Here is a 17,870-nt window from a genome sequence, read left to right on the forward strand (position 1 = left end):
GATGATCAGGTTTCTTCACATGTCGGATACGCACCTGGGCAGCAGGATATACATGAGCGATGACAGGGAACAGGATTTCTACGATTCCTTTGATGAAGCCATGGATATAGCCATAAGTGAGAAGGTTGATTTCATAGTGCACTCCGGAGACCTCTTCGACACCTGGAGCCCCAGCAACTATGCACTTTCCAAATTCCGGGATTCAGCACTGAGGATGAGGGAGGCCGGGATCCCGATGTTCCTCATCATGGGAGATCACGATCGCCCAAAGAGAACAGACTACCCGGCTGCCGAAATATTCAACTTCCTTGGAATAAGGCTTCTTGGAAAGGACGGGGTGGAAAGTGTGACCCATGAGGTTGGGAACGACCGTGTCCTTATTGCCGGCATATCAAATATGAAGGGGTTCAGGCGCAATGCACTCCTTGAAGAGTACCGCAGGGCAGACGAAATTTCTGAGGGGAGCACAAACTCTGTCCTGATCTCGCACCAGGCCATAACAGGCTACCTTTATGATGAAGCATGCGAAGCAAGGCCCGAGGATCTTCCTGTTAACTTCTCATACCTTGCTTTTGGCCACGTCCATGACTGGGCCCTGAAGCAGGATCGGAGGCCGGTGTTCTCCTATGCCGGGTCAACGGAGCTCAAGAGCACAAGGGAGATCCCGGCATTCATAAAGAACGGCAAGTCTGTGAACCTTGTCAGCCTGGAAAACGGCATCGCCACCGTTGAGAGGAGAAAGCTCAAATCTGTGAGATTCCAGTACGCCATTGAGAGCAACCCCGTTGACTACCAGGCTGAAATAGATAAGGCCATTGAAAAATACTCCTCAAGGTTTGGGAACAAGAAACCTGTATTCACCCTCAGAATAGTTGGAAACGCAGACAAGGAAAGGATCAGATCAACACTGAAGTCCTATGATAACATAATTTTCAGGCCTCCCGAATTCATCTCAGAAAAAGTGGAAGTTGAATCCAGGCCGGGAATGGAGAATATTGCTGACTACATAAATGCATATTTCAGCAGTGATCCCGAGCTTGCTGGAATTGCCGCCAGGTATTACAGTATGGCAAGATCGGACAGGGAAGCTGCAATGAAATTCCTCATGGAAAAGCTGGGGGTCGGTGACCTGTGATCATACATACACTTGAACTGAAGAATTTCCTGTCCCATGAGAACAGCACCGTCAATTTCGATCTGGGCGTAAACCTCATAACCGGCAAGAACGGCGCAGGAAAGAGCAGCCTGATTGACGGGATAAAATTCGCGCTCTTCGGTGACACAAAACGCGGCTCAGTGCAGGATCTTGTCACAAGGAACAGGCTTGAGACCCAGGTGTCGCTTGAATTCAGTGTAGGCCCTGACCAGTACAGGATCACCAGGACCATGTCCGTTGGCAGGTCAGGCATAAAGGGGCGGGATGCAACACTGCTGAAGAACAGTGCCGAAATGGCCCGCACCGTGACCGGAGTCAACTCTGCCGTGGAGGATCTTCTTGGCATCAGCGAAGACCTGTTCCTCAACTCTGTCTTCGTGGAACAGGGAGAAATCGCCTCCCTTGTTTCTGAGAACAGAGCTGTCAGGGAGAAGACTTTCAGCCATATCCTTGGGCTGAATCTCCTGCAGCAGTTTGCGCAGGATATCCAGGAGAGGGGAAAGGAGCTTAAGTCCAAGCTGGAGGCCATGCGTGATGCGGAACAGCAGCTTACCGACACGCAGCAGAGGATACAGGATACCACAGAAGAGATCAAAGGACATGAGGCACAGATCATGGATGCTGATTCCAGGCGTGAAGACCTTGAAGGGAAACTGAGGAAAGCCGACTCTGATCTCCAGGAGGCCAGGGACAGGGTTACGGAACTCAAGGCTGCCGCCAGGAGGCTTGACGAACTTAAAAAGCAAAAGGCCGGCCTCGAAAGTGAGCTGTCACGTAAGTCCGCCGAAATGGAAAAACTGAAGCGTGATTTTTCCGAAAAGGGAGGCAGTATAGACCAGACCCTGGTTGACAACCAGGAAAGCATAAGGCGGTACCTTGATATCCAGGCCCGACTGGGAAGCAACCTGACAGTGCTGCAGGATGTGATGCGTCGCCTTGAAAGGATATCCAGTGACGAAGATGAACTGAAGAAACTGGCGCCCGCCCATGCTGATTATGAAAAAATCCAGAAGGAATACCAGGCCCTTGAGGAAAGGATGAAATCCCTGGAACCTGCCAACAGGGAATTCGAGTATGCCTTCAGGTCCCTTGCCCAGGCAAAGAAGAAAGCGGAAAATATTGGCAATGATTTGAAGTCCCTGCAGGAAAGACTGTCCGGAATCATACAAGGTGATCTTGATGAAGCCGCCCTGTCCAGTAGGAAAGCAACACTTGATGCGGAGAGATCCGGCCTGAATGTGAGCATGGGGGAGATCAAAGCCCAGGTAGGCCAGATCAATGAACAGAGAAAGAAGATTAAAGACAGCATAGAGGAGATAAAACACTCAAGCGTATGCCCACTTTGCAGGCAGGAAATCACTGAGGAACACAGAAGCAAGATCGTGGGGGACTACAATATTGAGGATAGCGGACTGGTGACCAGGATACAGGAGCTTTCCTCAAAAAAGAAGGACCTTGAAGCCAGGAAAGCCGGAATTGAAGCAGAGCTTTCCGCACTGTCCTCCAGCGAACTGTCGCAGCTGTTTGCCCTGAAGCGTGATCTTTCAACCCAGGAGAGCGAGATCAGGACCCTTGAGGCAACCATAAGGAGATACATGAAGGAGCATGAGGAATACACAGGCATTCAGGATACCTACAGTCAGGTGAAACAGAAGCTGAAGGACCTGAAGGAACAGGAAGACAGGCATAATTCGCTGATGTACTCCATACAGAATTCAGGCAGGGCAGAACTGGAGGCAAGAAAGTCTGCGCTTGATGCTGATAATTCAGGAATGTCCGCAGATCTTGAGGCCATTATCTCCACCCTGGGATTCTCGCCGGATGCCGAAACCGGGAACAGGCTGGCGGCAAGCATCAGGGCACAGCAGGATGCCATTGGTATCAGGGAGAAGCTAACCAGCCTGGATGCGGATATAAGTGCAAAGAAATCACAGATGTCATCCATTGATGCCGATATATCCAGGTTGCAGGACCTCCTGAAATCACGCCCGGAGGCAGAGAATGATCACATCAGAGCACAGGATGCCTATAATACAGCTCGCAAAGAAATGGATGATCATATGACGGAGGTTTCCATCATCAGGGGCAAGATTGAGACCCTTGAGAAATCGCTCAGTATGCTCCGGGAGGATGAAAAGGTCTCCGCAGAACGTGTGGCCAAACTGGAGAAGATCAGGAGCGCCATTTCCTCAATGGATAAGGTCCGGTACTGTTTTGATCGGGATGGAATCCAGAAAACCATAAGGAAGGACTCCGCAGTGTTCATAACCAACATGATGAGGGAATATTCCCTGGCTTTCAACCTCAACTTTGATGATGTCAGGGTGGAGGAGGATATGGGAATACAGGTATCGCAGAACGGCAATATGGAGAGCGTTGACATGCTCAGCGGAGGAGAGCGCACAGCTCTTGCCATTGCCCTCAGGCTTGCCATTGTGAAGTACGTGAACGACAGCATAAAGACAATGGTCATGGACGAGCCCACTGTGTTCCTTGATGAGGACAGGAGACAGAATCTGACCGATATACTGCAGTATACATTCAACGGTGAGGAGAACCCCATCCCGCAGATGATCATAGTATCGCACCATTCAGAACTCAGGTCAGTCTCCAACAACGTATTCGAGGTGACCAAGCAGAAAGGCAGCTCCATTGTGCAGCCGGCTGAATGATCCCGGTGATTAGCAGTATCCCGGAAGCGAAACCACGCTGGCGATGCTCACAGAGAAATACTTAAATATATTTCCTGCCAATTTGGAGACATCGAGTTTCGGCATGGAGTCGGTTTGAGTTGAAAATCAGTGCAGTTATACCTACCATAAATGAGGAACACACAATAGGCGAAGTCATAGACGGCCTACGCAAGCTCGGCGATGTAGAAATAATAGTTGTTGACACCAATTCGACTGACCGGACCCGCGAGATAGCAAGGGAGAAGGGCGCACTTGTCATAGAGGAGCCCAGAAAAGGCTATGGAAGGGCATACAAGACCGGGCTCGACAGGATCACCGGAGATATTGTGGTCTGCCTGGATGGTGATGGAACATATCCAACAAACGTTGTGGGGCCACTCATTGATCTGCTCATATATGACGAAGTGGACTTCATCTCATGCGACAGGATAACCCTCAGGACCAGCAAAAGCTATACCACGCTGCACTTCGTGGGAAACAGCATACTCACCAAGAGCATCGGCCTCCTCTTCAAGACCAGCCTTAAGGATTCCCAGAGCGGCATGTGGATTTTCAGGAGCGGCCTTTACAGGCAGATGAGGAACCTCAGCAACGGCATGTCATTCTCCCAGGACATAAAGATTGAGGCCATCAGGCTCGGTCAGTTCATAGAGGTCCCCATAAGATATGGCATCAGGATAACCAAGCCCAAGCTGAAGACCTGGCACGACGGCTTCTCAAACCTGTTCTATGTTTTCGTCAAGAGGGTCAACGGCAACTCGTGACCGGAATCTGTTATGAAAGTAAACCTCTTATACCCGATTCAGCTGTTTTCACTGTGTTGAAAGAAGACCTCTCCGGCAAGCTCATGCTGTCTGGAATTGCAGCAATTGTGGCTGCCTTCGCATGGATAGCTGCTGCAATGCTCCTGAATCCCGGTTTTGACTTCTTCACCGGCGCCCTGAGCCAGCTTGGGTCACCTGGATCAAACTTTCCGTGGGTCTACAACGTGGGGCTGATGTTTACCGCAGTCCTGCTTTTCATATTTGCCTGCGGGCTTCTGCTGTGGTCACGCAACAAAATTGAATCAGCAGGCAGCTCCTTCTTCATGATGGCGGCACTTTTCCTGGCGCTCATAGGCATCTATCATGGAGGCACCTATCCCCACGATTTTGTCAGCCTCTGGTTCTTCATCATTGCCGATATCGCCATCATAACATGGGGAATGGGAATGTCCATTGAGAGCCTCTCCAGGGGAGGCTACATACTGCTCCTTGCAGCAGTAGCAACGGGAGCGGGCTTCGGGATAAGCTGGCCATCAAGCGCGGAACTTGAAACATTCGGGACATGCGCAATAGCCCTGTGGGCCGTCATGATGATAAGATTCCGCATGTCCAAGGGAAAAACAGCAGTTCCAGCGCATTGAATCTGCGTCAGGCAAAATTATTAGAACTGCCTTGATAATTACTTTCCATGGCCATCCTAAAGAGGAAGAACTCCAGGGAAGAAAACGAAAAACCAGGAACCAGGAAATTCATAGACCTGAATGAATACAAGTTTCCAGAGCTCAAGGACGAGACCAGGGGAATGGTAAGGGTGGCTGAGATCGCAAGGTTTGAGGACATCAGGAAGATCAGCCCTTTCATCTATGAGGGGAACATCCTCATTCTGGACTGCTCCCCGGTTTCCAGGGAAGAGTACCTTATGACCAGAATCAAGGACGAGATCAAGAGGATAGTGAGGGACGTGAACGGCGATGTGGCCGGTGTGGGCTCAAACGGCACATATTTTGTGGTCACTCCTCCCGGAATAGCCATAGACAGGCAGAGGATCAGGGCTCTCTAGCCAGTGTCATGATGCCGGTACCTGCTGTCCCGGATTCATATAAGGATCCATGTTTTTCTGGAACCTGACCAGGAATATCCCGCCAATGAGCACTGCAAACATGGCCACAAGGAAGTCGGCAGGGTACCCGAAAATTCCTGAAATGAAACCGGATGCCAGGCCACCGCCTATCTGCCCTATACCAAGGAATGAGTTGTAATATCCAATGGCCTTCCCCCTGTTCTCAGGTATGGCAAGCTTTGAAATTGATGTGACCCAGCTGATGCTTATGAAGCTCCAGAAGAATCCCATGATTGAGTAACATGCCACGCCGATCCACAGGCTTCCAGAGATGTGAACCAGCCATAATCCCAGAATCGTGGAAAAGGCAAGGATGGAGACCCTCGAGAATATTGCCATTGACATGGTCTTTCCCAGGCCGGCTCTTTCAACCGTCTTTCCGCTGATCCTGAAGGCAAGCAGGGAGGCGATGTTGTTGAGCAGGTACATTATGAATATCTCCGTCTCAGTCCCGCCCAGCCTGTCTATGAGGAAGACAGGGAATGGCACGAAGAAGAGCTGGAAGCCGAACATGAGCATGCATGTGTAGAATATGTACGTCCTGGTCCTGGATGAAAGTTTCCTGCCGTTGCCCTGGCGGAGTGATATTATGTGTATGACACTGGATGGGAAATAGCGTATTCTCTCAACCATCCTGAATGATGCCACGCGGTTCAGCTTGCCCGCGTTCCTGTCAAGCTTCCTGGCAGGTTCGGGCAGGAGGAATATTGCGCTCAGTGCTGCAGCCAGGTACACTATGGCAGAGTAGAAATACAGCATGGGGAGGATTGCCGGCCCCCCGTGGCCGAATATGTTCAGGATAATGGTGCCCGCTGCCAATCCGGCAACAAGTCCGATGTATGATATGGTATTGAAGCTGGACATGACGTTGGGCCATTTCTTCTCAACTGTGCTCTCCAGTATTAGAAGGGTTGCAACCGGGGTGCTGGCCATTGCTATGATCTGGTACACCACAAGCGTAGCTATGTACATACCTATGGTGTGGGTGATCAGTATGAGAAGCAGGGAAAGGAACGACCCTGCAAATCCTATGACGATGAAGACCTTCCTTTTCTTCAGGATATCCGAGAGGTTGCCCCAGAAAATCAGTGCCGGCACGCTTGCGGCGGAGGAAAGTGAGGATATTATCCCCACGTATACCACGCTGTAATGTAAATATATGACAACGAACAGCGGAATCAAGGGAGATGTCAGACCGCCAGACACGTTTGAGAGAAGGTAGCTTATGAACCAGGCATGGCCGCTTGAGGAGAATTTTCTTGATCTGGTGCCAAGAATTATGTGGTTTCCCTGCAGATCGTTCATTGCATCCCTTACTCTCACAGGTAGTGTCTGACGATTTATATTTTTATTTGGAAGGAAATTACTTCATTTCGCATTGCTTCTCTGGCAATGGGCCATGAGCAAGAGTTATGAGGTAAAAGCTCATGGCAGTATCATGTCTGGAAAATGCTTTGACAGGCTGGCAGCACGTGGCCTTGAGATTCTGCTTGCTCTCAATTCCTCTTCCTGCAGGTTGCTGGATTCTGCACACCAGGGCCACCACGGGAAAGGTTTGGCTGCACGCACAGTGGAGAGCAAACCGGCAGCGCAGGCAAAGCAATCAAGGCCCAAAGGCCAGTAACACTGTTGACCTGAACGGAGCTTGCAATATGGAATCAGGCATCCAGGGTTCCGGCAAGCCTTTTAACCGGAAAGGGCATGCGACTTCATGGATAACGGCGAGGCATTCGGTTCGCCTGGCATAGAGCCCAGGTGGACATCAAGTTCAAAGGACGGCGTGGGAACTGCAATTTCATCACACAGCAGGATATGGTTCACCCTGTCACACGGCATCGTGAATGAGGTTTACTTTCCAAGGATAGATACGGCAGACCTCAGGGATCACCAGTTCCTTGTGGCAGGGGACGACTTCTTTGCCGAGGAGAGGAGGGACACCATACACAGGATACGACCATACAAGCCCGGGGTACCGGCCTTTGTTGTTGAAAATTCTGCCAGGAACGGCAGGTTCAGGATAACGAAAACCGTTTTCACTGATCCGGATGCGGATGTCCTGGTGGAGCATGTTAAATTCACACCCTCCGGAAAGCAGTCCGGCAGGATGAGCATATATTCGCTCATGGCACCGCACATCGGCAACATGGGAAACGGGAATACAGCGTGGATTGGAGATTACAAGGGCGTACCCATGATGTACGCCATGCGCGGTTCCATATTCATGGCAGCGTGCATAGATGTTCCGCACAGCAGGATGAGCTGCGGCTTCTCCGGATTCTCCGATGGATGGCAGGACATCAGCAGGAACAGGAAGATGACATGGGAGTTCCATCGTGCTGACAACGGAAATGTGGCAATAACTGCTGAAGTGGAGGTGCCTGAATCCGGAGAGTTCACATTCTACCTGGGATTCGGCAACACAGCAGATGAGGCCGCACTTAAGGCAAGAAGCACAAGGATGAAGGATTACAGGGATGTGCTCAGGAAGTTCACATCCCAGTGGTCCTCCTACCATGCATACCTGGGGAAGCAGTACGCCAAGGAATGGAACAATGCCCTTGATGAGAGGAGCATAACAGTGGTGAAATCCCACCAGGCCAAGGACCAGTTTCCCGGTGCCCTCATTGCAAGCCTTTCCATACCATGGGGCAATTCCAAGGGCGACAACGACATAGGCGGATACCACCTCATATGGCCTCGTGACATGGTGGAGGCTGCCGAAGCCCAGATTGCAGTGGGAGACATAGACGGAGCAATATCAGCCCTGCGGTTCCTTCTTGTTACACAGGAGGACGACGGGCACTGGCAGCAGAACATGTGGCTTGACGGCGGAAGGTACTGGGAGGGTATACAGATAGATGAAACCGCCTTTCCCGTGCTGCTTGCACACAAGCTATGGAAGCTCGAGAAGATAGACATGCATAATGCCTGGCCCATGGTCAGGAAGGCAGCAGAGTTCCTTGTCAGGAGCGGCCCGTGCACCCAGGAGGACAGGTGGGAGGAGGATGGCGGATACTCCCCATTCACAATTGCCGTTGAGGTGGCGGCCCTGCTGTCCGCGGCAGAATTCGCGGAATTCAACGGGGAAGCTGATACTGCAGCATTCCTGAGGGAAACCGCCGATTCAATAAACTCAAATATTGAAAGGTGGACATATGCCACGGGCACTGACGTTTCCAGAAGGTTCGGCGTTGATGGCTACTACGTGAGGATTGCGCCTCCCGACCGGGGCATGCGTTTTGCTTCCTCGGCGCTCCTTGGATATGTTCCCATCAAGAACAGGCCTGTTGGCCAGTCTGATGTCCCGGCGGAGGAAATTGTCAGCACCGATGCCCTGGCACTTGTGAGGTTCGGGCTGAGGTCTCCAGGCGATCCTAGAATACTGAACACAATCAGGGTGATGGACGGGATTCTCCGCACCGATACCAGATCTGGCCCCGTATGGCACAGGTACAATTACGACGGCTATGGCGAGCATGATGACGGGACCCCATTCAACGGCACCGGGAAGGGCAGGGGATGGCCTCTGCTTGTGGGAGAACGCGCACATTATGAGCTTGCTGCAGGCCGGCGTGAGGAAGCTCAGAAGCTGATGGCCGCAATGGAGAAGATGACAAGCAGCGGAGGAATGCTGCCGGAGCAGGTATGGGACGCCCCCGACATACCTGGAAAGGGACTGTTCAACGGCAAGCCCTCGGGTTCTGCCATGCCGCTGGTATGGGCGCATGCAGAGTACCTGAAGCTGGGACGATCCATACACGACGGCAGGATATACGACATGCCGGAAGTAACCAGGCTGCGCTACCTCGAGGGCAGCAACAGGAGCACCCTGTCAATCTGGGCATTCAGCAACAAGTTCACATGGCTTGAGGAGGGAAGGACACTGAGAATACAGGTGCATGCAATTGCCACCATACACTGGTCCGGCGATGGCTGGAAAACAATAGTGGATCAGGATACAGACCATTCATGCCTGAACCAGTTCTACACTGACCTGCCCACATCCGAAATGAAGGCTGGAGATACTGTGACATTCACCTTCTTCTGGAAGGACAGTGCCACATGGGAGGGCATGGACTACAGCGTCAGGATCATGGCAGATCACGGGAAGGCCTGATGCGTTTCAGCATTTACCTGCTGTTATGACATCGTTGAAAAGCTGGTAGTATTCGTCCCTGCACCCGTAATATGCAGTGCTGAAGGTGCTGGGGTTAGGAAGGTATCCCTTCAGCCCTGTTCCTGTCTGCAGATCCCAGTCATTCACCTGGTTCTTGTCATAGGTTATGCAGAAATCTGCCGTACCCTCGTATGAGACTGGCACACTCTTGACGGACTCCGGTTCAGTGCCCTGGAAGCCCCCCTCGAGCATTGACCAGTCCTGGCCTGGATTCAGTGTGAAAATGAAGCATACAAGCTTCCTGGAGTTGAAATTCACAACGCCCAGGGGCGGAGAATTCTGCTGGGAACCCAGATTCACCAGGGGATCATTCTTTCCCCACCTGACATTGAAATTCTGGTTTGCAAGGTATATGGGCCAGTAGGCGTTGCCGAAATAGTATCCTGACCTGAAGAGGATTATGCTCTGCACCCTGGCTGACGGATTCCTGAAGGTCCACATCACTGTGCCGGAGGACTTGTCATACCAGCTCCACGTGACCTGTGCAAGGTTTTTCAGCTTGAGATTTCCGGAAACGATTAAATCTGCCATATGATATAAATACGCAATCACAGTATTATAATTTTGTTACGGGTCCGGCGAGAATTCAGCCATGTATGGACATGCTTAATACTATTTTAGCCATGATCTGGTGACAATTATGGGATCACTGGACTGGATAAAGGGCGAGATTGAATCCATGAAGAGCGCCGGCAGATTTGTGCCCATCAAGGTTCTTGAGGGGCCACAGGGGGCATGGGTCAGGATTTCAGGGAAGGACTTCCTGAACATGTGCTCAAACAACTACCTTGGGCTTGCCAACCACCCTGAGGTGAAAAAGGCTGCCATTGAGGCCATAGAGGAATATGGAGTGGGAGCGGGAGCCGTGAGATCCATAGCAGGCACAAATGAGATAGATATCAAGCTGGAGGAGAAGGTTGCGAAGTTCAAGCACATGGAAGCTTCCCTGGTCTACCAGGGAGGACTCCTGGCAAATTCCGGCACCATACCGGCCATTGTGGGAAAGGATGATCTCGTATTCAGCGAGGAACTGAACCATGCCAGCATAATTGATGGTGTCAGGCTGAGTTCTGCCAGAAGAATAGTGTACAAGCACATGAACATGGCTGACCTGGAGAAGAACCTGAGAGAAAATGCATCATCCTCATCCAGAAAACTCATAATCACCGACGGGGTTTTCAGCATGGATGGCGATATTGCCCCTGTTCCTGAGCTTGTTGACCTGGCCATCAAGTATGGTGCAATGAGCTACGTGGATGATGCCCATGGGGAAGGCGTGCTTGGAGACCATGGAAGGGGGATAGCGGATTATTTCAAGGTTTCAGACAAAATAGACATAGAGATGGGTACATTCTCCAAGGCCATCGGTTCCATGGGCGGATTTGTGGCAGGCCCTGAATACCTGGTGGAGTACCTGAAGAGGAAGTCCAGGCCATTCCTGTTCAGCAGCGGCCTCAATCCCGGCGATGCTGCAGCTGTCCTGAAATCCATAGAGATACTGGAGAGGGACGACAGCCTTCTGAAGAAGCTGTGGAGCAATTCAGACTACCTGAAGAAAAACCTCAGTGAAGCTGGATTTGACCTTGGCCACAGCAAGACCCCAATAACACCGGTGATGGTGGGTGATGAGAAGAAAACCCTCCAACTGAGCGAGAAACTCTATGCGGCACACGGGATATTTGCCTCCCCCATTGTCTACCCCACCGTACCGGCAGGCACCGCCAGGATAAGACTCATGCCGTCTGCACTGCACAGCAGGAAGGATCTGGACTATGCCGTTGAGGCATTCACAAGTGCCGGCAGGGAACTGGCAATAATAGAATAAGCCGCCTCAGAAAGTCAGGGTGGCATAACCCTTTTTTATATAGGAACTGATAAGCGGGCCAACAGGGAGAACGTCCATTCCAATCTGCATCAAACCGGCCTCCAGGCCACTGCCCTTTGCAATTGCAGAGCAGGCGAAAGGCTTTACACCCTGGCCCATGAGTTTCTCCAGCATTGCCCTGACCTCGGGATTGTCCGATATTATGAGCTCCTCGCTGGGGCCAAAAAACACCACCTGCACATCCGGAAGCCATCCATACTTCAACGCGTTGTATGCATACATCATTCCGGTCATTGCCTTGTCAACAGCCTCTTTGCCTGACGAAATTATAATGAGTGCGCCATCTGCCATTGATTGCCATAAGGACATGATGCAAAAACTTTATTCCTCATTGCAGTCAGGATGGTGTTGACCAACACTGCAATTTTCAATGATATCCCTGCTGGCACTGTTGTCATGGACATGGATTTTCCCATGGCAGAGGCCAGGATCATTGATAGGCCAAACAGGTTCCTTGTGGTTGCGCATAATGGAAAGGAGGAGATCAGGTGCCACCTCCATGACCCCGGCAGGCTCAGGGAGCTTATCTATCCCGGCAACACCGTCCTCATCAGGCCACAGGCAGGGGCAAAGACCGGATACTCTGTGACGGCGGCCAGGGCTGGAAGCCAGTGGGTGATCACCGACACAAGATTCCACCATCCCATTGCAAGGCATTTCCTTCCGCCGGATGTGAGGAGCGAGGTCAGGGTAGGGAACCACAGGATCGACTTCATGTATGGCGACACATATCTTGAGGTTAAGGGCGGAACTCTGCTGGAAAACGGAATAGCCGTATTTCCGGATGCCCCAACCACAAGGGGGCGCGATCATCTCAGGCTGCTGCAGCAGCTCATGCTGCAGGGATACGGGGTTGAACTCATGGTGCTCATGTTTCGCAGGTATGCAACGGCTTTCATGCCCAATTCCCGTACCGATCCGGATTTCTCCCGGGAGTTCTACCGATGCCTGGATGCCGGAATGCCCGTCAGGGTGCTGAAGTTCGCCTTTGATGGATCGCGAGTCACGTACTGCGGCGGGATTCCTGTGCTTGATGAACATGGGGACAGGATCCACTGACACTGGCCCTATGAAAATCATTTTATGTCACCTTCCAATTCACAACCTCGAAAGACATTGAAATTTGTAAATGCATCAACAATCTCTGGATTTTTTGAATTTGTGAATTATTCCATGTGGGTGGGCGTGGCCATATGAAGCGGTATCTCGTCTTTCAGGACGGGACCGTCATTGAGGGAGAAGGATTCGGGCATGATGGGGAATCCTACGGGGAGCTTGTTTTCACCACGTCAATGACCGGATACCTTGAATCCATAACCGACCCGTCATACAGGAACCAGATACTTGTCTTTGCCAGCCCAACCATAGGGAACTATGATATATCCATGGGTTCTGAGGAGAGCGGCCAGGGGCAGGTGGCCGGCATAGTGACAAGGGATGCCCATTCAGTGCTCAGATCGGATTCCAGCTGGGATCATTTCCAGGAATACCTCAGGGCCAAGGGAGTTCCAGGCATTGATCTTGTTGACACAAGACAGCTGGTGAGGAAGATCAGGGAAGGAGGTACATTGAGGTGCCACATGAGCAATTCTCCTTCAACAGCAAGGGCATTCCCGGATCCCATGGATGCGGATCTTGTATCGCTGGTGACCTGCAGGACCCAATACCATGTTCCTGGCAGGAGCGGCCACAATATCCTCTTTGTAGATCTTGGAGCAAAGAGAAGCCTGGTAAGGGAGATGTCAGCAGTTGGCAGCCTCCTGGTTGTCCCGTATGATGCTGATCTGGAGATGATGGCAGGAGAATATGATGCGGTCTTCCTTTCAAACGGTCCTGGAGACCCGTCACATCCGTCACTTTCAGGCGTTGTTGACTTCGTTCGCCGTGCATCTGAGAGCATGCCGGTATACGGCGTGTGCCTGGGCCACCAGATCATCTCCCAGGCCTTTGGCGGCAGGACAACCAAGATGAAGTTCGGGCACAGGGGATCAAATCATGCTGTTGGCGACGGAACTCACGTGATGATAACCACGCACAACCATGGTTATGCGGTGGATGAGGCTTCCCTTGCCGGAACGCCCCTGCAGGTCATTCAGAGGGATATAAACGACGGCACAGTTGAGAAGATAAAGCACCGGGATCTCCATGTTTTCTCTGTGCAGTACCACCCGGAGGCCTCTCCGGGGCCGCATGATGCCCGTGTGTTCTTCCAGGAGATCCTGGCAGACATGGAGGCGCTGCAATGAGCAGGGACGTCACCATCAGGAAGGTTCTTGTAATAGGGTCAGGCCCCGTGGTCATAGGGCAGGCTGCCGAATTCGACTATGCAGGTTCCCAGGCCTGTCTTTCACTCAGGGAGGAAGGAATCCAGGTTGTTCTCGTGAACTCAAACCCCGCAACAATCCAGACCGACCATGAGATTGCTGATCGGGTATACATAGAGCCGCTTACTCCAGAAGCCGTTGAGACTATTGCCCTGCGGGAGAACGTGGATTCAATACTTCCGTCCATGGGAGGCCAGACTGCCCTCAACATGGCCCTTTCACTGAAGAAGAGGGGTTTCCTTGAAAGGACCGGCATCAGGGTGCTGGGGACTTCCGCTGAATCCATTGAGATTGCGGAGGATCGGGAAAAGTTCCATGAGCTCATGATCAGCATAGGAGAACCTGTTGCGCCGTCTGCAAGGCTCAGGAAAGATAGTTATGAATCTTCACTCCAGTCAATTGACTTCTATCCCCTCATAGTCAGGACTTCCTTCTCCCTTGGAGGTTCAGGGGGAAGGATCATCAGGGACCGCCAGGAGCTTGAGAAGATCTGCCAGGAATACTTCAGCATATATCCCGAAGAAACCCTGGAGCTGGAGAAATCCCTTGAGGGGCTGAAGGAGATAGAGTACGAGGTCATCAGGGATAATGCCGGGAACTGCATCACCATATGCAACATGGAGAACCTTGACCCAATGGGCGTCCACACCGGCGAGAGCATTGTGGTCACGCCGTCGCAGACGCTCAGCGACATACAGTACCACATGCTCAGGGATTCTGCCATACGGGTCATCTCTTCACTTGAAATAAGGGGAGCATGCAACATCCAGTTTGCCCTTGATTCCAGCACAAACAGGTACTATATTGTTGAGGTGAACCCCAGAACATCAAGATCATCCGCCCTTGCGTCCAAGGCAAGCGGGTACCCCATAGCAAGGACTTCCAGCAAAATTGCCGTTGGCTACAATCTGCCGGAGATCAGGAACCCCATAACCCGGAATACATATGCGGCATACGAGCCGTCGCTGGACTACATAACCGTGAAGATACCCAGATGGCCATTTGACAAGTTTGACGTGGACCGGAGAATCGGGGTCCAGATGAAATCCATCGGGGAGGTCATGGGAATCGGCAGGACATTTGAGGAAGCCCTCATGAAGGCTGTTGCCTCACTGGATACACCGGAATCAAGGAAGCTCAGGCTTGGTGTTGATGATGCAAAACTTTCCTCTCTCATATCGGTTCCGTCAGACCTGAGGCTCTTCGCAATATTTGAGGCGCTTTTCAGGAACTGGGACATATCCCATGTGAGCAGGATCAGCGGTTATCCGGAGTATTTCATAGCAAAGATGGTAAACATTACCCGGGCCCTTGGGGCAATCAGCAGGGGCACCGTGCCGGAGGACATGGCCATGCTCAAGAGGCTTGGCATTCCTGACAGTAACATAACTGTATTCACAGGCATCAGGGAGACGGACATAATAATGGACAGGATAACATCCGGCATCCTTCCAGTATTCAAGGCCATAGACACATGCTCCGGTGAATTCGAGACCCAGACCCCATACCTGTACTCAACTTATGAAAGTGAGGATGAGAAGTTCCAGGCGAAAAAGAACAGGGGCACGGTTGTTGTCATTGGATCTGGACCGAACCGCATCTCTCAGGGGCTGGAGTTCGATTATGGGGCGGTGAAGGCCGTCCTTGAGCTGAGGCGCATGGGCTACAGGACAGTTATGGTGAACAGCAATCCCGAAACCGTATCCACAGATTTCGACATATCGGATTCCCTCTACTTTGAGCCTCTTGATCTGGAGCATATCAGCAACGTCATCATGAGGGAGCAGCCATGCAGGATCATAATACAGTTTTCAGGCCAGACGGGCCAGAATCTTGCCTCAGATCTTGAGAAGATCTTCGGTGCAAGCATCTTCATGGGAACAATGCCGGACAGCATAGATGAGATTGAGGACAGGAAGAAGTTTGCCGAATCGCTGGATGCCATGGGAATGCTGCAGCCAGAATTTGTCACCATTTCAAACATACAGCAGGCGGTGGAGGCCATGGAGAGGGTCAGGCTCCCCCTCATAGTGAGGAGCAGTTTCATAATAGGCGGGAGGGCCATGGACATTGTCAATGACAGGGATGACCTGTTCCGGAGAATCTCGGATCTGCTCAACGAGCGGCCACAGTATCCCATACTGCTGAGCAGGTACGTTGAGGACGCCACGGAGATTGATGTTGACTTCGTGTCGGATGGCAGAAATTCAGTCATAGCAGGAATATGCGTTCACATAGAGGAGGCCGGAACCCATTCCGGAGATGCAACAATGGTCATGGGGCCCGGCATTCCGTCACCGGAAATTGCGTCCAGGATAACTTCACTTGTCAGGAAGTTCACGGAAAGATTCTCTCTCAGGGGTTTCTCCAACCTGCAGCTGGCAGTGAAGGATGACAGGATTTACATAATAGAACTCAACGCCCGTGCTTCCAGGTCTCTTCCATTCGTCAGCAAGGCCACTGGCAGAGACTGGATCGGAATCGGAATCTCCGCCATGACGGGCCACAGGATACATGAAGACCCGGGAAATCCATCCTCGTATTTCGTCAAGGTTCCCGCATTTCCATTCAACCGTTTCCTGGACCTTGATGCGGTGCTTGGACCGGAGATGAAATCCACCGGTGAGGGGATGAGTGCCGGAAAGACCCTTGAGGAAGCCATGGAAAAGGCCCTGAAGCTCATGAGGATAAGCATACCCCATGGGGGGAAAGTGCTGGTCTCGGTCAGCGACAGGGACAAGCCGGCGCTTGTGCCGGTAGCAAGATCACTTGCAGGCAGGGGCTTCTCCATATATGCCACGCCTGGGACACGGAAATATCTTGAGGAAAACGGAATCGCTGCGGGCACAGTATTCAAGATTGAGGATCTCAGGAAGCCTGGCATTGATGAATTCATTGCTTCCCAGAAGCCTGTCATCATAATCAACACGCCCAACATGCGGTCCGGGGCAATCAGGGACGGTAATGAGATAAGGAAGATAGCAATCAGGAGCAACATACCACTCATAACAAACCTCAGGCTGGCTGAGAGCCTTGCCAGGGCACTTGAGGCGGAATCAAAGCCGGAATATCTGGAAATAGGGGAATACTGGTGATGCAGTGATGAATCTCAGTGAATCCAGGGCAACATTCATGGAGGTATATTCCTCAATAAGAAAACAGGCTCCTCCACATCACTTTGAATTCCATGATCCGTTCTGGGTTCTCATCACCACAATAATGTCCCACAGGACAAAGGATGAGGTTACAGATGCAGCAGCACGCGGGCTGTTCCAGAGGTATCATGATGCGGCTGGACTTGCCGGGGCCAGATACGAGGATGTCCTCGCCATCATATCAAGGGTGGGATTCAGCAGGGTCAAGGCAGCAAGGGTTATCGAGGCAGCGCGGATCATAGTGGATGATTTTCACGGGAATGTGCCGCCCTCGCTTGATGAACTCACAAAGATACCGGGAGTGGGAAGGAAAACCGCAAACGTGGTACTGGCTGATGCATTCGGGAAGCCGGCCATAGCAGTTGACACTCATGTTTTCAGGATTGCTGCACGCATAGGATGGGCACCAGCCGCAACGCCTGAGGAGACCGAGAAGAGGCTCATGAAAATAGTCCCTGAGGACATGTGGGTTGGCTTCAATCCAACAATGGTTGAATTCGGGAAGAAGATATGCCGCCCGGTTGGACCAAGATGCAGCGAATGCCTGATCAACGGCATCTGCCAATATGGAAAGAAAAAATTGGGGAAGAAATAGG

General features: G+C 51.7%; 15 protein-coding genes. 12 read left to right on the forward strand and 3 right to left on the reverse strand.

Translation table 11 applies throughout. From position 1 onward, the window contains the following. Position 1 precedes the first annotated feature (1 nt). The 5 genes from RE469_02800 (at position 2) to sepF (ending at position 5,673) form a co-directional block, all read left to right on the forward strand. A complete protein-coding gene (locus RE469_02800) occupies positions 2–1,135 on the forward strand; it encodes an exonuclease SbcCD subunit D (protein ID WMT45132.1) in 1,134 nt (377 codons plus the stop codon). Beyond that, positions 1,132–3,828, forward strand: coding sequence for an AAA family ATPase (locus tag RE469_02805; GenBank protein ID WMT45133.1), 2,697 nt, complete (start codon positions 1,132–1,134; stop codon positions 3,826–3,828). Before RE469_02800 ends, RE469_02805 begins: the two co-directional genes overlap by 4 nt. Before the next feature lie 119 nt (positions 3,829–3,947). Next, positions 3,948–4,613: a glycosyltransferase family 2 protein gene (locus RE469_02810; protein WMT45134.1), complete on the forward strand. Its 666-nt coding sequence runs from the start codon at positions 3,948–3,950 to the stop codon at positions 4,611–4,613. Positions 4,614–4,669: 56 nt separating this feature from the next. Next, on the forward strand, positions 4,670–5,254 hold the full coding sequence (locus tag RE469_02815) for a DUF998 domain-containing protein (protein WMT45135.1): 585 nt from the start codon (positions 4,670–4,672) through the stop codon (positions 5,252–5,254). A gap of 47 nt (positions 5,255–5,301) precedes the next feature. Then, positions 5,302–5,673 (forward strand): cell division protein SepF, encoded by a 372-nt coding sequence (gene sepF / locus RE469_02820; protein ID WMT45136.1) that lies wholly within the window; start codon positions 5,302–5,304, stop codon positions 5,671–5,673. 6 nt (positions 5,674–5,679) lie between these two features. Here the strand turns inward: sepF and RE469_02825 are convergent, their stop codons facing one another. Further along, complete coding sequence (locus RE469_02825) at positions 5,680–7,056, reverse strand: MFS transporter (GenBank protein ID WMT45137.1); 1,377 nt, start codon at positions 7,054–7,056, stop codon at positions 5,680–5,682. Between the two features lie 115 nt (positions 7,057–7,171). Here RE469_02825 and RE469_02830 point away from each other — a divergent pair, with 115 nt between their 5' ends. Both RE469_02830 and RE469_02835 read left to right on the forward strand, forming a co-directional pair. Further along, the gene (locus RE469_02830) at positions 7,172–7,357 is read left to right on the forward strand and encodes a hypothetical protein (GenBank protein ID WMT45138.1); all 186 of its coding nucleotides are present in this window, start codon (positions 7,172–7,174) and stop codon (positions 7,355–7,357) included. Between the two features lie 87 nt (positions 7,358–7,444). Beyond that, positions 7,445–9,850 (forward strand): glycoside hydrolase family 15 protein, encoded by a 2,406-nt coding sequence (locus tag RE469_02835; GenBank protein ID WMT45139.1) that lies wholly within the window; start codon positions 7,445–7,447, stop codon positions 9,848–9,850. A 6-nt stretch (positions 9,851–9,856) separates the two neighbouring features. Here RE469_02835 and RE469_02840 read toward each other — a convergent pair whose 3' ends face one another. After that, positions 9,857–10,441: a hypothetical protein gene (locus RE469_02840; GenBank protein WMT45140.1), complete on the reverse strand. Its 585-nt coding sequence runs from the start codon at positions 10,439–10,441 to the stop codon at positions 9,857–9,859. 109 nt (positions 10,442–10,550) lie between these two features. On the opposite strand from RE469_02840, the gene RE469_02845 reads away from it, so the two are divergent. Beyond that, a complete protein-coding gene (locus RE469_02845) occupies positions 10,551–11,735 on the forward strand; it encodes a glycine C-acetyltransferase (GenBank protein ID WMT45141.1) in 1,185 nt (394 codons plus the stop codon). Between the two features lie 6 nt (positions 11,736–11,741). Here the strand turns inward: RE469_02845 and RE469_02850 are convergent, their stop codons facing one another. Then, the gene (locus tag RE469_02850; protein WMT45142.1) at positions 11,742–12,086 is read right to left on the reverse strand and encodes a DsrE family protein; all 345 of its coding nucleotides are present in this window, start codon (positions 12,084–12,086) and stop codon (positions 11,742–11,744) included. A 57-nt stretch (positions 12,087–12,143) separates the two neighbouring features. Here RE469_02850 and sfsA point away from each other — a divergent pair, with 57 nt between their 5' ends. The 4 genes from sfsA (at position 12,144) to nth (ending at position 17,869) form a co-directional block, all read left to right on the forward strand. Further along, positions 12,144–12,854 (forward strand): DNA/RNA nuclease SfsA, encoded by a 711-nt coding sequence (gene sfsA, locus RE469_02855; protein WMT45143.1) that lies wholly within the window; start codon positions 12,144–12,146, stop codon positions 12,852–12,854. 134 nt (positions 12,855–12,988) lie between these two features. Then, positions 12,989–14,041: a glutamine-hydrolyzing carbamoyl-phosphate synthase small subunit gene (gene carA, locus RE469_02860; GenBank protein ID WMT45144.1), complete on the forward strand. Its 1,053-nt coding sequence runs from the start codon at positions 12,989–12,991 to the stop codon at positions 14,039–14,041. Next, positions 14,038–17,214, forward strand: coding sequence for a carbamoyl-phosphate synthase (glutamine-hydrolyzing) large subunit (gene carB / locus RE469_02865; GenBank protein WMT45145.1), 3,177 nt, complete (start codon positions 14,038–14,040; stop codon positions 17,212–17,214). Before carA ends, carB begins: the two co-directional genes overlap by 4 nt. A gap of 7 nt (positions 17,215–17,221) precedes the next feature. Then, positions 17,222–17,869: an endonuclease III gene (gene nth, locus RE469_02870; GenBank protein WMT45146.1), complete on the forward strand. Its 648-nt coding sequence runs from the start codon at positions 17,222–17,224 to the stop codon at positions 17,867–17,869. The last annotated feature ends 1 nt before the right edge of the window (position 17,870 follow it).

Source organism: Cuniculiplasma divulgatum (assembly GCA_031200235.1).
Classification (GTDB): domain Archaea; phylum Thermoplasmatota; class Thermoplasmata; order Thermoplasmatales; family Thermoplasmataceae; genus UBA509.